The organism is Actinotignum urematis (genome assembly GCF_051264595.1).
Classification (GTDB): domain Bacteria; phylum Actinomycetota; class Actinomycetes; order Actinomycetales; family Actinomycetaceae; genus Actinotignum; species Actinotignum timonense_A.
In genome coordinates, this window is sequence record NZ_JBOZBG010000029.1 from 1 (window position 1) to 14,575 (window position 14,575).

The window sequence follows — 14,575 nt, forward strand, 5'->3', positions numbered from 1 at the left end:
GGCTGGCCCAGCGCGGTGCGGCCACCGCCCCGGAACTTACTGAGGCTTTGGAGCAGGGCGCGGCTCAGGCCCGCGCCCCGCTTTCTTTGCCCGCCTGGGGGTTTGGGAACTTGGAACTTGATTCGCCGGGGACTTTCCGGCCCCCAAAAACAAAGTGGTACTGGAGCTACAGCCAAACCCTAAATTTCTGTCGTGCAGTACCACTTTGTGCGTTCCGCTGTCGTGGGGTACCACTTTGTTCGGCAGCAGCAGGTGGAAACGGGTTAGCCCAGGCGGGAGGTGGGGTGTTTTTCCGGGGTGTACTTCGCATGTACGACATCTGCACTACATCTCTGACAATACATACCGCCACCGCAGGGGCTTGTGTGGCTATTGGGGTTCGCGAGGGTCGTGAGATTCGCGCGGACCGGTCGGGGTACGGAAAGGGGCACGGACCCGTAAGTCCGTGCCCCTTCGTCGCCTCATGAGCGAGGTACACCGCGCGTTGCGCGATGTACGCTGCGATTCACGAGGCAAGGCCAGCCCGAGCCGGGCGAGAGTGCATCGCCTAGCCAGGCCGGCCTGCTCCGCCTAGCTGAGCTGGAGCATCACCTTGGACGACCCCGTGGACCGGTCATCGGCGGTGGCGAAAGCGGCTGCGGCGTCGTCGATCTTAAATTCGTGCGTGAGCACGGGCGAAACGTCCAATCCGCGCGCCATCGCGTCAATCGCGGCGTCCATGGACTCCGGGTTGAACCGATACGAGCCCCTGTACGTGATTTCGCGGGTGACCAGCTGCCCGAGCACCACGGAGACCGCGCCGGCCGGCAAGTTCCCCACCTGCACCATGGTGCCGCCGCGCACGGTCGCCAGCAAACAATCGCCGATGGCAACGGCGGCGCCGGACGCTTCGATGGTGACGTCCACGTCGGCGGGAAGCTCCTCACCGGCGCTGCGGTTCACCGTGCTGGTAGCGCCCATCGCGCTCGCAATCCGCAGGGATTCGGCGGCCACGTCGGAAGCGATAACCTCGCGCGCCCCCGCGAATTTCACGGCGGCCACGGCCAACGCCCCGATCGGGCCCACGCCGTTCACCAGCACGCGCTTGCCGGACAGATCCCCGGCCAGGCTCACGGCGTGCATCGCCACCGCGAGAGGTTCGGCGACGGCGCCTTCCTTCGTCGACACGTTCTCCGGCAGCGCACGGAGCTGATCGGGCCGCACCACCCGGTAGGTGGAGAAACCGCCCTGCTCGTGCGGGAAGAAAGCCGCGGATCCGAAGTAGCGGACCTCCGGCCATAGGTTATCTTTGCCGCGGGTGCTTTCCGGGATATCGTGTTCGCCCACGAGGGTCGGCGGGTAGATCGCCACCCGCTGGCCCACCTCAACTCCGGTCACGCCCGCGCCCACCTGGTCCACCACGCCGGCAACTTCGTGGCCGAGGATCAGCGGTTCGCGCATAATCGCGGTCCCGGAAGCACCGTTCTTCCAGTAGGACAGGTCGGAGCCGCAAATGCCGCCCCATTCCATGCGGACCCGCACCTCGCCTGCGCCGGCAACCGGGTCGGGAACCTCGGTGATATGAATCTGCTTGGGGGTATCGGTACGAACTTGTACAGCCTTCATTAGAATGCATCCTCCTTGAGAGTGAGGTCGCGCCCGGTAATTTCGGGCATGAGCCACGCGGTGATATGGGTGACTCCGGTGTAAACAAACATGAGAATCGCGCAAGCGATCCAGGAACCGCCGAAGAGTTGCACCAGGCCAGCGGCGATCAGCGGGCCGAAACCGGCGGTGATCATATTCGGGATTTCCTTGGCGAGCGCCAGCTGCTCGTAGCGGTGCGCGGAGCCGAAGCATTCGGCCATCGTGATGTTTTCCAGGGAGAACATGGCCAGCACGGTGATGTTGTGCAGCACGATGTACCCGATGAAGAACAACAGGGTGGGGGTGCCGTAATGGTCCACCATCTGCCCGTCCACCAGCTCCGGCGCATTGAGTTCACCCAGGAACCGCGGGGAGACCATGAGCAGGAAGCACGGAATAATGAGGAGAATCCCCAGCCCGGTGACCAGGCGGTAGGTGCGCTCGCGGCCGATGCGGTCGCCGATCCAGCCGATAATCGGCACGGTAATGAAGCCGGCCAGCGAGGAGTAGACCACCACGGCGGAAGCCACGTCCTTGGCCACCAGAATCTGGGCGGTCAGGAAAGTAATGAGGTAGGTCTGCACCATGCCGGAATTACCGGACTGGCCGAAGCGCAGCAGGAAGGCCGCCATGAACGCCTTGAACGACTTCGGGGTTTTGGCGAGTTCTTCCACGGCGGCTTCGCGCTGGGCTTCGCGCTGGGCGGCCTTAGCCGCCGCCTTCCGCTCGGCGCGCGAGGGAAGCGGTTGGTCGTAGGTGGCCACCAGGGCGGCGTCGTCCAGAATCTCCCCGCTGGTAGCCGCCTCGAAAACGGGCGATTCCTTGAGGTGCAGCCGGATAAATACAGCCAGGCCCATGAGTACAACCGAGGCGATGAAGGGGATACGCCAGCCCCACGCGACCACGGTGTCGGTGCCCATGGTGGCGAGCATGATCGCCCAGATCGCGCCGGCGCCCAGGGTGCCGGTATTGGTGCCGAGGGCCACCAGCGAAGAAATAATGCCGCGGCGTTCCCGCGGGGCGTATTCGGCCAGCATCACGGAGGCGCCGGCAATTTCCGCGCCGGCCCCGAAGCCCTGGATAAGCCGCAGAATCACCAGCATAATCGGCGCCCAAATGCCCACCACTTGGTAGGTGGGGAGGAAGCCGATGAGGGTGGTGGCCACGCCCATCATGGCGATGGTAATAAAGAGGACTTTGGTGCGGCCGATGCGGTCACCGAGCCGCCCGAAGTACCAGGCGCCCAGCGGGCGGGCCACGTAGCCCACACCGTAAATGGCCATAGCCCCGAGGATGGCCATGGACTGGTGGCCGGCGGGGAAGAAAATGTCTTTAAAGACGAGCGCGGCGGCCAGGGAGTACAGCTGGAAGTCCATGAATTCCAGAGCTGTTCCGAGCCAGCCGGAAACCGCGGCCTTGACCAGGTCCGAGGTCGAGCGCGTGGGCACCGGGGCGGTTACTGTTCCCGGCGGGTGTTGTTTGGACATGAGGTGCCTTCCACATTCACTTCGTTGTGTTGACTGAGAAGAAGCTGCTTTCCGGGCGGATTGCCGGAGGGATAAGCGAGCTCCGATGGCTTCAGTATCGCGGCGGGAATACGCCGAAATCACGCCCGAGAGACGGCGATATTTCGATATGTCATATGCGGATTTCGAATAGCGATACGCGGGCGGGGTGGGAGCGAGGCGCTCACGGTGGGCGTGGCAGGGCGGTAACGCGGGCGAAGCGCCGCGAGATTCCGCGGATAACTCGCCCACCCGGGTGGGTGCGGGCGGTGGTGGAACGACGACGCCGCCCCGGCGGCGCGCAGCCGCGCGCCGCCGGGGGAGCCGACTCGCCGCGAAAGAACTTGAAATGCGCCAGGTAAATTATCGGAGAGCTCGTTGGTGCCACATAGTCGTGGAGGGTTTTATGCGCATCGACCGACTTGAATGGTTGGAGTCTTTCGTTGCCGTTGCGAAATTATCGTCCTTTTCGCGGGCGGCTCGTTTGCTCCACAGCAGTCAGTCGCGGGTATCGCTCCACGTTGCGAATTTGGAGCGGGCGACGGGTCATACCCTGGTGGATCGCAGCCATGTTCCCTGCACCCTTACCGCGAAAGGGGAAACGTTCCTACCGCGCGCCGAGGAGATCTTGGTGAAGCTGCGCGATGCGGTCGATGAGCTCAATACCGAATCGGGCAGCCTGGTGGGCGCGGTTACCCTCGGGGTGATTCCTTCTATCTCGGCGGTGCTATGCCCGGGAATGCTGGCGCAATTACAGCTGGAGGAGCCCGGTATTTCCGTTAATTTGCTGGAGCGCACCTCCGCGGAATTATTGGAGAAAGTGGGGGCCGGGCACGCGCAGCTGGCCATCGTTTCACAATTTAGTTCGCTGCCCTCCATTCCTGATTCACAGCGCCTGTGGTGGGAGCCGTACGTGGCGGTGGTCCGCCAGAATTCCCCGGATTTCCAGGGCGTGGAGGTGGTGGCTCCCGGAGATCTTGCGGAGGTCACCCTGGGGCTGACCGGCGCACCGGGCCTGAGCATCGACCCGGAAATGCGCGCCGCTTTTGATTTATGGGAGTTGGAGCCGCGTATCGCGGACTTCCGTACCGAGCAACCCCAGACTCTCCTCAATATGTGCAAGGCCGGGCTGCTCACCCCGGTTATTAACCTGCTGGCTTTTCGCAGTTGCGATCACGAGGGGCTGCGCGCGATTGCTATCGCGGGTGATTACGGGCGGGAAGTTTCCGTGGTGGCGAATACCGCGGTGCCCCTCACCCCGATTGGCCAGTATGTGCGCGATTTGATCCTGGCGATTCCGCTGCCCGCCGGCGTGCGCTCCCTCCAGCCGCAGCGGAGTGATGCGGGGGATACCAGCTAGCTCCGAACCCGGGAAAAGCCTGGAAGCTTTGCGCAAAACATGGCAGCGGAGCTGGAAATCCGCGCCGGCGCCTGGCAAAATTGGGTATGTCGCACAGGGCGACTGTGTCAGAGTGGACACTCTGAAGTCACAGCATTTTGTACATGGCCCGGGTTTCCGGGCGTGGGGGCATTGCGGCCTGCCAAGGGGCGGCGTCGTCGTACCACAGCTGCTGGAGCTTCGGGTGCCCGCAACGGCACTCTTCACTCGGATCGTCCGGCACGTACCTGCCGGTGAAGGGACCAGTAATGGCATCTGTAACATTTGAGAACGCATCGCGTATCTACCCGGGGTCGGATACCCCGGCTGTCAATCAGCTCAACCTCGAAATTGCTGACGGGGAATTCCTTGTTCTTGTTGGCCCGTCCGGCTGCGGTAAATCAACGTCGCTGCGCATGCTCGCCGGGCTGGAAGATATTAATGACGGGCGTATCTATATTGGGGACCGCGATGTCACCAATGTTTCGCCTAAGGACCGCGATATCGCGATGGTGTTCCAGAATTACGCTCTCTACCCGCATATGTCGGTGGCGGAGAATATGGGCTTCGCGCTCAAGATCGCGCGCACCCCGAAGGAAGAAATTGATAAGCGCGTCAAGGAAGCCGCCCAGATCCTCGACCTGACCGAGTACCTGGATCGCAAGCCGAAGGCGCTTTCCGGTGGGCAGCGCCAGCGCGTGGCGATGGGCCGCGCGATTGTGCGTAACCCGCAGGTCTTCCTCATGGACGAACCGCTCTCCAATCTGGACGCGAAGCTCCGCGTGCAAACCCGCACCCAGATCGCTACCCTGCAGCGCCGCCTGGGCACCACCACGGTGTACGTCACCCACGACCAAACCGAAGCGCTGACCATGGGCGACCGCATCGCCGTGCTCAACTTCGGGGTATTGCAGCAGGTGGGCAGCCCGGATGAGCTGTACAACCGGCCGCAAAACGCTTTCGTGGCGGGCTTCATTGGTTCGCCGGCCATGAACCTCGGCACCTTTAATATTGAGGGCGACGACGCAGTCCTCGGCCAAGCGCGCATTCGCCTGCCCCGCGCGGTGATCGATGCGATCACCCCGGATGACAAGGGCAAGGTCATCCTGGGCGTGCGCCCCGAATCCTTCACGGAGCTCACGCGCGAGCCCGGGGAAAGCTCGGTGCCGATCATGGTGGATATGGTCGAGAACCTGGGTTCGGATAACTACGTGTATGGCGAGATCGCCGGCGTGGAGAAGTCCGGCTTCGGCTCGGGCGATGGCTCCTCCCAGGTGGTTGTGCGGATTCCGCCATTCAAGGCCCCCGCGGTGGGTGACACCGTGTACGCCACCCCGAACCTGGATGCTATCCATGTGTTCCATGCCGGGGATGGCACCCGCATCAACTAGCCGGGGTAGCACCCGCGGGGGTAGCACCGCATCGCCTATCCCGGGGTAGTGCCCGCATTATGTAGGCGATGCAAGGCTGCTAAGGCAGTGGCCTGATTCCCAGGGCCGGGGCGCACGCGCCCCGGCCCTGCGTCGTCGTTACTCAATAATGAGCGCGCAATCGTGCCCCATGTGGGCCGTGGCGAAAATCACGCGCTTTCAGCTGGGATTATGCATAACCGCGGCGCAGAACTGCCCGGACGTGACTTTTCCGCAGCTCAACACGGGTGATCTGGGCCGCCCGGTCACACGTGCCCGGGCGTTTCTATCCCGGGATTCTGCATACTTTCAGCGTAGTATGCACTCGATGAGACCTACTGCTCAAAACTTTTCAGGCGCGGTGCCTAGACTTGCCAGCATGACGGAAAGTGCCACTCCCGCTGCCTACCCCGGTGCGGGCGTCGTTCGCGCGCTGGCGGAACGGCCCCGCATTCTTGTTGTCTGTACCGGGAATATTTGCCGATCTCCCATGGGGGAAATCGTGCTGCGCCAGCGGTTGCGCGATGCCGGTATTGATATTGCGGTGGCGTCCGCGGGGGTTTCGAATGAGGAATCCGGCAACCCGATTTACCCGCCCGCCCAACGCACTCTCACCGAACACGGCTATGACCTGCCCGATCACCACCGGGCCCACCGCGTCACCGCCGAGGAACTGGAAAACGCCGGCCTGATTCTGGCCATGACCACGGGGCACGCCCGGGCGGTGCGCCGGCTGTGCCGCTCCCTCTCCCTTTCGCTGACCAATATTCACCTGTGGACCGAGTTCGCGCTGCCGAAGGTAGGGATCGCGCCGGAGGGCGTATTCGGGCACGGCGGCATTCTTTCCGACGACGCCGGGCGCGCCTCGGGTCGCCAGCATTCTTCCGATTTTTATTATTCGTCCGGCGAGTACGATGTGCCCGATCCGTGGGGCGGTTCGGCGCGCGAATTCGAAGCGACGCTCACCTGCGTGGAAGCCGGCTCCGAGCGCCTCGTGGAGCTGCTGCGCGGTCACCTGCCCGCATCGCGGTGAACGCTCGGTCTGAGGTGGGCATTCAGCCTGAGGTGAGTACCCAGCCCGCGGCGCGCGCCCGTATAGTTATGCGCCGGCGGAGGGTGTTGTTCGGCGCGCTCGCGGTGCTACTGATTGCCCTGGCGGTGCTGGCCGTGCGCCAGTTCCTCGCGGCCACCTATTACTCTCCCGCGGCCGTGGCCAGCAGATATATGGCCGCCCTCGAAGAAGGCCGCGCTCGCGAGGCCCTGGACCTCACCGATCCCGGCGCACTTTCCGGATCCTTCGCCCTGCTGAGCGACGAAGTCTATCGCGCCGTCCCGGGCCGCCCCGCCCATTTCCAAGTGCGCGAAACCAGCAGCATCGAAACTGAAACCGGCGCCGGTAATGGCGCTGACTCCGGCAATGGCACCGGCTCCGGCAATGCCGCCAGCGCCGGCACCGAAACCAGCGTGCGCGTGGACGGCGTCGTCAGCTACAACGGCACCCAAGAACCCCTGAGCCTCACCCTGGTGCGCCGCGGCACCACCCCGATCCTGAGCCCGCGCTGGCAGGTGAGCGAGGGCGCCCTCGGCCAGCTGCGCGTGGAGCGCGATGCCGATCGCGGCACCGAGCAAGCTTCCGGCGGGGGCACCACGCCCACTACCGGCAGCGAACCGCCCACCGTAGGCGGCGGCCCAGCCTCCACCCCTCCCACCCTCACCAGCATCAACGACGTACCCGTCGCCCTCGCGCCCCAGGAACCCGCCCCGGCCTTCCCCGGCGACTACACCGTCGCGGCGCCCGGCGATTCGCGCTACCTCACCTTCGGGGCCGGCGCCACCGCCACGGTGCGGCCCGGCCAGACCGCGACCGCGCGTCTCAGCGCCCAGGCCACCCCGGCCGCGGGCGAACGCGCCGTGGAACTGGTGGAACGCCTCGTGGAAAGTTGCGTGCGCGGTGATGGTACGACGACGCCGCCAGCTGGCTGCCCGGCTACTTTCCGCAAGGATCGTACGTTCGGGGATACCCGTAAGGAGAAGCTGAGCTGGAAAGAGAAGCCGCAGGTGAGTGCGTCTGTGGAAGGGCTGGGCGGAACCGTGAGCGTGCGGGGAGGCGTGCTGGAGCGCAGCTACGAGTGGCGGCTTCTTGCCCCGCTGAGCTGGGAGAAACGCTCGGATACCGCGCGGGTTTTCGAGGGGGAGCACGCGGTGCGCTTCCGGGTGGAGAACGGGGACGTGGTGCTGGAAAGTGAAAGCCTGCGCTAGCCCGGGTTACCATGGAAAGCGCTAATAACGGCGCGAGAGAAGAGGAAGGACGTATGAGCACCAATGTTGTGGCTGAAATTTGGCGGGAAGGCAACCTCCCGGCGGCGCGGCCTATCGATCATGCCCGGCGGGTATGCACCGGCACCCTGTGGGGCCTGGGCGCGGGCGTGGTGCTCGGACTCATCGCTTTCCCGAATGCCCTGGTCGGTTCGCGTGCGTTTTACTTGATCCCTGCCTTCGCGGTGGTGGCTTTCCTGCTGGCGCTGCCGTGGCTGATCCGCGATAAAACACCGGTCGCGCCCGGCGTGGACGTGGTTGCTCGAGTGCTGGGGACCGACGAAAGCCGGCGGATGCGCACGGTCGGCAATAGCCGCCGCAAGCAGGCGCTCATGGTGCCGGTGGTGGTTCGCCCGGTGGATAAATCCGCAGATTTCCGCACCGTTATCGCGGTGCATGGCGCCGAGCAGGCAGGCTTTGCGGAGAGCAAGCCCGGCACTCTGCTCCCGCTGCGCCAAACCGAAAAGGGCTACGGCGGGCTCGCCAACGTGGAGGAAGCCAGCCCGGAACAAGAAGCCCTCATGCGTTCCTTGGAACAGCGCCCCAAGCTGCTGCCCAATACCGCGCCGGTGCTGCCGTTCAAGCCGCAGTCCCTCGACCGGGTCACTACCGGGGATCAGCTGGAATGGTGGGGCGGAATGATCGCCGGCGCGCTGCTCGCCGCCGTCATCATGGGCATCGTCAGCCTGCTGTAATTCCAAGAAGTACGACGACGCATATATGCACCCGGCCGCTTAGGCGCATCGCGGCTCGGCCATGACGAGAGCCCTCACAACTACATCTCAGGAAGCCATTGCACACCGCTGGATAATTCAGTTAACATACATTGAAGGCGGACGAGACAGTTGCCGTCAGAACGAACCTAACGCACCTGATAAGCGATGACGCCGATCAGAAATATGCGGGCTCTCACGCCACGGTCCGCCATCCTTGTTTCCTCTCAATACTTATGAGGATCCCATTATGTTTGTTCAAAAAATTAGCTCGCGGCCCGTAGTATCTCTCGTGGCTGCTGGAACTTTAGCGCTCGCGCTCGCGGCTGGCGGGTGCTCATCGGAAAAAGGCACGGAATCCGGTTCGGTCGGGGCTGCGCCTACGTCCGTGACTAGCGATGCGCCGGTATCAGCTGCCGGTGGCGCGGATGAAGCTTTCGCGCGGGTTTCTGCAGCTCTCGATGAGGAACTCAAGGAGTCGGGTGCGCAAAAGAACTGGAATATGATCTACGGAGCCGGGAACGCTCGTACTTTAACGGAGCTTTCGGAGCGGACGATTCCGGGTCATACGGATCTGAAAGAAAAGACCGTACTCTCCGGGGACGGAATAGTTGAAGTGAATGACACGGAGTTGGCTCCCATTGTTGCTCTCGACAAGAAGAATTCCACGCAACTCGTGAGCGCTCTGGAGAAGAATTTCGGGCTCGGCCCGCTGGATGAAAACACCGCCCTGGATTACGCGGCTGTGTTCTATGTGGAGTGCGGTGGCGTTGGTGTGGAACGCGGGGGAGATAAGTGCCAGGCGCCTGCTGGAACTGATGGTTTCGGCGCGCTCCAGACCCTCAACTACGCGGAGGGGAAACTGGGGTCAGCCTACTTCTGGCACGTGTCACCTCAGGGAAACCTGGCAGATAACGTCTGGGAAAAGTACGGAAACTCCACCGTCGATTTCGAAGCAACACGGGGATTCTTCGTGACCGAGAAGTGATGGGGTGCTCGGCTCTTAGGGCCCTTAGCTGGCCAATAGCTTCTGAATGCGCTTGACGGAAACCTTTTCCTTGGTGCCCAACTGCTGGGCGAAAAGCGAGACGCGCAGTTCTTCCAGGAGCCAGCGGGCATGGTTGAGCACTCGCGCGCGGCCCGGATCGAAAGCCGCGTAGCTGGCTTCTTCGCGGGCACTTTCCACCGCTTCCGCCGCGGTTTGCACCTGCCAGGCGAGCGAATCATCGGCTGCCGGATTCACCGCGGCCTTCTCAATGCGCAGTTTCGCGGCCTGGAGATAACGCGGCAAATCCCAGAAGCGTGCTGCCGGCGTGGCTCGCACAAAATCGGCGGGCATGAGCGCATCCAGATGGGCGCGCTCGTCGCTCATTGTGGCAAGCAGCGCCACCGAGCGGTTATCCCGCACCAGCTGTTCCACCTCTGCCCAGGCGGCCGCGGCCTTGCCCGCGCCCTGCGCGATCAGGAACACTTCGTCCTCGAACTCGTCACGAGCCCACGCCTGCAATTCCTCGAATTCACGCCCGGAACGCAGCTCTTCAGGGCTGGCATCATTGGCCGCACCCCAGCGGTCGGCAAGATTCCGCGCCGCTGCCCACTGCAGATCGGCCACCAACGCTGCCGTGGACGGAGCCGGGCTACCCGCCAGCTGCAAAGCCAGCTCGCCATCCCAGCGCGAGGTAATCCGGCCCTCGGGCAGCGCCAGCGCATCCGCGAGCAAACGAATCACGCCGCCGCGGTGCACCCGCACCTGTTCACCCGGTTCCGCCACCACATCGAGCACAATCTTTCCGGCGCGATCAGCGAGCGCCGGGTAAGCACGAACGGTCCCGGCCGGGCCCTCAGTTTCGATAACCGCCGGGATAATCCCCTGTTCTACCTCGGGCCAGCCGGTCAAAGCATCCCCGGATGCGAGTTCGGTGGCGGCCGCCTCGGCCGAACTGGTGGTGCTGGACGAACTGGTGGCTGACGCGCTCGCGGTGGGCTTCGCTGAGTCCGGTGAACCGGGGGCAGGATTCGAACCGGTACTACGAGAGGTAGCGGAAGGTTGCGCCCTGCGCAACCGCGCCCGTGCCTCATCGAGGGCCTGGGCCACCGCCCCGGCCACCACGTTTTCCACCGCCGCCTTCGTTTGCGGGGCAAGACTGCGCTGTAAATACTCGAGCGACGTTGATTCCTCGAGCACCGCACCCCGCTCCGAACGCACCCGGAAATTCACAGTCAGATGCGCGGGCAGATTCACCTCCTGCCATGCGGCGTCGTCGATCTCAATACCCCGCACGCGGGCCGTAGCCGCGCGAAAAGCCTCCTCGAAAGAAATCGGTTCCGTTCCGTGCACGTCACCGCCGTGCACGTTACCGCCGGTCGCGTTACCGTCCGCGTCACCCCCGCGCGCACCGGTACCGCCGTGTACGGCCTCCTCCCAGGTGGGCAGCACCGCGCGGATATCGCGGGCCACGTCGGGCGCGGGCACCAGGTTGCGGCGCACGCGTTTGGGCAGCGCGCGGATCGTGGCGACCACGAGTTCGCCCAGCATTCCGGGCACCAGCCAGTCGAAACCGTCCGGGCGCAGGCGCGGGAGCAGCGCGATGGGGACGTCCACGGTGATGCCGTCGTTGAACGAGCCCGGCGCGAAGGTGTAGGTGATGGGCAGCGTGATATCGCCCTGGCGCCATTCGGTGGGGAAGTCCTCTTCCGCGGCGCTTCCGCCGGCCCCGCCCAGCAGGAAATCCTGCGTGAAATCGAGCAGCTCGGGGCGAGCGTGGCGTTCTTTCTTCCACCAGGAATCGAAATGCCGCCCGGAGACCACGTTCTCCGGGATGCGCTCCTCGTAGAACGCGGCCAGCGCGTCACCATCGGCCACCAGCCCGTGGCGGCGCAGCTTATCTTCGGTGCGGCCGGCCTCCTCGAGGGCGGCGCGGTTGCGGGCCAGGAACTCGTGGTGGGTGCGCCACTCGCCCTCCACCAGGCCGTGGCGAATAAACATCTCGCGGGCCAGCTCGCGCGCCGCATCCGAACCGGAAGTGGCGAGCAGCACGGGACGGTCCGCCACCAGGGTCACCCCGTAGAGCGTCACCTTTTCGTGGACCATCGCCGCGCCGTTCTTCGCCGACCAATACGGTTCCGAATAGGAACGCCGCACCAGCTTCTTCGCCAGCGGCTCAATCCACTCCGGCTGGATCGCGGCCACGGTGCGGGCGAACAGCCGGGAAGTTTCCACCAGCTCGGCGGCCATCACCCACTCGGGGGTGCGCCGGTGCAGGCCCGAGCCCGGCCAAATCACGAAATGGGTGCCGCGCGCGCCCAGGTAATCGCGGCTGCGCGGGGAATAATTGCCGATATTGGACAGCAGCCCCACCAGCAGCGACCGGTGAATCGCCCCCGACTCCGGGGTATCCGAACCGCGCCCGAGCTCACGGCAGGCATGAGCAACCGCCCCGGAATTCGGTGCCCCACCCAGCTGAGGCGCACCGGCCCCGGCTTCGGCCGCGGCGCGAATCTGCTTCGAGCTGGGCAGCGCCAGGCGGCGGATCGTCAGCTCCAGCGGCCGCGCCATCTGCTCGAGCTGCGCCACCACATCCGCCCACTCGCGATAACGCAGGTAGTTGAGGAATTCCGCGCGGCACATGCGCCGGAACGCCGAACCGGACAGCTCGCGGGCCTGGGTGCGCAGATAGCGCCACAGCGTCAGATACGCGAGGAAATCCGAGGAGCCGGCCGTGAAACGCGCGTGGAATTGATCAGCCTGGGCGCGTTTCTCAGTGGGGCGCTCGCGCACATCCTGCACCGACAGCGCCGCCACCAGCACCAACACTTCGGAAGCACACCCGTTGCGCTGCGCCTCGATAAGCATGCGGCCCAGGCGCGGGTCAATAGGCAAGCGCGCGAGCTGCCGCCCGATGGCGGTTAGGCGCGGGGCGTGGCGCTGCGCGGCGCGGCTACTTTCCGTCCAGCGGCTTTCCGGGTGGTCGCTCCGTGCGGGGTCGCTGTCCGCGGTGCCGCGCTCGGCCCCAGCCGCGCCCGCAGCACCAAAGGCCCCGTACGTTATCGCCCCGATTTCTTCGAGGAGCTGGGTGCCGGCTCGCACCGCCCGCGCTTCGGGTGGGTCAATAAAGGGAAAATCGTCGACGGCGCCCAGCCCGAGCGCGAGCATCTGCAAAATCACCGCGGCCAGCGACGTACGTTGAATCTCCGGCTGGGTGAATTCGGGCCGAGCCAGGAAATCATCCTCGGAATAGAGCCGGATCGCAATCCCGTCCGTCACGCGCCCGCACCGCCCCGAACGCTGATTGGCGCTGGCCTGCGAAATCGGCTCGATGGGCAGGCGCTGCACCTTCGTTTTATTCGAGTAGCGCGAAATGCGGGCGGTACCTGGGTCGATCACGTATTTGATCCCGGGGACCGTCAGCGAAGTCTCCGCAATATTCGTGGCCAGGATAATGCGCCGGTAGGGCCCGGGCTGGAAAATCCGGTGCTGTTCCGCCGCGGAAAGCCGCGAAAACAGCGGCAGCACCTCCACGGCACCCGGCGCGCTGGAGCTCCCCCCGGGCGCCACATACCGCGCCCCGAGCTCATCATCGAGCGCCTTCGCGGTATCCCGAATCTCGCCCTCCCCGGAGAGGAAGACCAGAATATCGCCCTCGCCTTCCGCCATGAGCTCCTCGGCAGCCGCCACGATTCCACTCACCTGATCGAGTGCCGCCGCCCGGCCCGGGGTGCGCGGCGCGGTTACGCGCTGCGCACCGGCGTCGTCGTACTGTTCTTCCTGGTCTGTGCCCTGTTCCTCATCGAGGGGCCGGTATCGGATTTCCACCGGATACGTGCGCCCGGACACTTCGATGATGGGCGCGGTGTCGCCGGGGCGGCCGCCCGCGCGGTGCTCGCCGAAATGCGCGGCGAAGCGCTCGGTGTCGATGGTCGCGGAGGTGATGATGACTTTGAGGTCGGGGCGCGCGGGCAGCAGGCGCGCGAGGTAGCCGAGGATGAAGTCGATATTGAGGGACCGTTCGTGCGCTTCGTCGATGATGAGGGTGTCGTAGCGCAGCAGTTGCGGATCGGATTGGATTTCCGCGAGCAGGATGCCGTCCGTCATGAGTTTGACGAGCGTGGTGGGGCCCACTTCTTCGGTGAAACGCACCTGATAGCCGACGGCGCCGCCGACTTTTTGCCCCAGTTCGGCCGCGATGCGTTCGGCAACCGAGCGGGCGGCGATGCGCCGCGGCTGGGTGTGCCCGATGAGCCCGGTGATGCCGCGGCCCAGCTCCAGGCAGATTTTCGGCAGCTGCGTGGTTTTCCCGGAGCCGGTTTCCCCGGCGATAATAACCACCTGGTTCGCGGCGATGGCCTCGCGGATCTCCGCGCGCCGAGCGGAAACGGGCAGGGTTTCCGGGTAGGTGATGTGCGGAACAGCGGCTCGGCGCGCTTCGAGTTGCGCGGGGGTGAAGGGCCGCGGCCCGCGCGGGTTGTTGCGGTTGCGGCGGGCCTTGTGGTGATTGCGGCGGCCGTTGCGCTTGCCGGAGGGCGCTGCGGGTTCCTGAGACTTATCCATATCGTGCCTCATTATTCCACGCCTCCCCGGAGCTTCCTACCGGTTGGGGTTGCCCGCGGGCTAGTGAAACAGGTGGGGGG

The 14,575-nt window shown here is 64.8% G+C and carries 9 protein-coding genes; 6 read left to right on the forward strand and 3 right to left on the reverse strand.

The annotated features are described in order from the left end of the window. Window positions 1-570 precede the first annotated feature (570 nt). Window positions 571-1,605 (reverse strand): L-idonate 5-dehydrogenase, encoded by a 1,035-nt coding sequence (locus tag ACRQDJ_RS09070; protein ID WP_087070244.1) that lies wholly within the window; start codon window positions 1,603-1,605, stop codon window positions 571-573. Then, the gene (locus ACRQDJ_RS09075; protein ID WP_087070245.1) at window positions 1,605-3,113 is read right to left on the reverse strand and encodes an MFS transporter; all 1,509 of its coding nucleotides are present in this window, start codon (window positions 3,111-3,113) and stop codon (window positions 1,605-1,607) included. Before ACRQDJ_RS09075 ends, ACRQDJ_RS09070 begins: the two co-directional genes overlap by 1 nt. 424 nt (window positions 3,114-3,537) lie before the next feature. Here ACRQDJ_RS09075 and ACRQDJ_RS09080 point away from each other — a divergent pair, with 424 nt between their 5' ends. From ACRQDJ_RS09080 to ACRQDJ_RS09105, 6 genes are all read left to right on the forward strand, one after another. Then, window positions 3,538-4,491: a LysR family transcriptional regulator gene (locus ACRQDJ_RS09080; RefSeq protein ID WP_158319014.1), complete on the forward strand. Its 954-nt coding sequence runs from the start codon at window positions 3,538-3,540 to the stop codon at window positions 4,489-4,491. Window positions 4,492-4,778: 287 nt separating this feature from the next. Continuing rightward, window positions 4,779-5,900 (forward strand): ABC transporter ATP-binding protein, encoded by a 1,122-nt coding sequence (locus ACRQDJ_RS09085; RefSeq protein WP_087070247.1) that lies wholly within the window; start codon window positions 4,779-4,781, stop codon window positions 5,898-5,900. Between the two features lie 397 nt (window positions 5,901-6,297). Next, entirely contained in the window at window positions 6,298-6,951 is a 654-nt protein-coding gene (locus tag ACRQDJ_RS09090) for a low molecular weight protein-tyrosine-phosphatase (RefSeq protein WP_087070248.1), read from the forward strand. Window positions 6,952-7,034: 83 nt separating this feature from the next. Then, on the forward strand, window positions 7,035-8,177 hold the full coding sequence (locus tag ACRQDJ_RS09095; RefSeq protein WP_143231835.1) for a hypothetical protein: 1,143 nt from the start codon (window positions 7,035-7,037) through the stop codon (window positions 8,175-8,177). Between the two features lie 53 nt (window positions 8,178-8,230). After that, window positions 8,231-8,929, forward strand: coding sequence for a hypothetical protein (locus ACRQDJ_RS09100; RefSeq protein ID WP_087070250.1), 699 nt, complete (start codon window positions 8,231-8,233; stop codon window positions 8,927-8,929). Between the two features lie 268 nt (window positions 8,930-9,197). Further along, window positions 9,198-9,935 carry a hypothetical protein gene (locus tag ACRQDJ_RS09105; protein WP_087070251.1) on the forward strand — a complete coding sequence of 246 codons (738 nt, stop codon included), beginning with the start codon at window positions 9,198-9,200 and terminating at the stop codon, window positions 9,933-9,935. Window positions 9,936-9,959: 24 nt separating this feature from the next. Here the strand turns inward: ACRQDJ_RS09105 and hrpA are convergent, their stop codons facing one another. Beyond that, entirely contained in the window at window positions 9,960-14,495 is a 4,536-nt protein-coding gene (hrpA, locus tag ACRQDJ_RS09110; RefSeq protein ID WP_087070252.1) for an ATP-dependent RNA helicase HrpA, read from the reverse strand. Between the last annotated feature and the right edge of the window lie 80 nt (window positions 14,496-14,575).

Excerpts from the sequence above, each read along its gene's own strand:
- ACRQDJ_RS09070 (WP_087070244.1), bottom strand. The coding sequence starts at position 1,605 with ATGAAGGCTGTACAAGTTCGTACCGATACCCCCAAGCAGATTCATATC.
- ACRQDJ_RS09075 (WP_087070245.1), bottom strand. The coding sequence starts at position 3,113 with ATGTCCAAACAACACCCGCCGGGAACAGTAACCGCCCCGGTGCCCACG.
- ACRQDJ_RS09080 (WP_158319014.1), top strand. The coding sequence starts at position 3,538 with ATGCGCATCGACCGACTTGAATGGTTGGAGTCTTTCGTTGCCGTTGCG.
- ACRQDJ_RS09085 (WP_087070247.1), top strand. The coding sequence starts at position 4,779 with ATGGCATCTGTAACATTTGAGAACGCATCGCGTATCTACCCGGGGTCG.
- ACRQDJ_RS09090 (WP_087070248.1), top strand. The coding sequence starts at position 6,298 with ATGACGGAAAGTGCCACTCCCGCTGCCTACCCCGGTGCGGGCGTCGTT.
- ACRQDJ_RS09100 (WP_087070250.1), top strand. The coding sequence starts at position 8,231 with ATGAGCACCAATGTTGTGGCTGAAATTTGGCGGGAAGGCAACCTCCCG.
- ACRQDJ_RS09105 (WP_087070251.1), top strand. The coding sequence starts at position 9,198 with ATGTTTGTTCAAAAAATTAGCTCGCGGCCCGTAGTATCTCTCGTGGCT.
- hrpA (WP_087070252.1), bottom strand. The coding sequence starts at position 14,495 with ATGGATAAGTCTCAGGAACCCGCAGCGCCCTCCGGCAAGCGCAACGGC.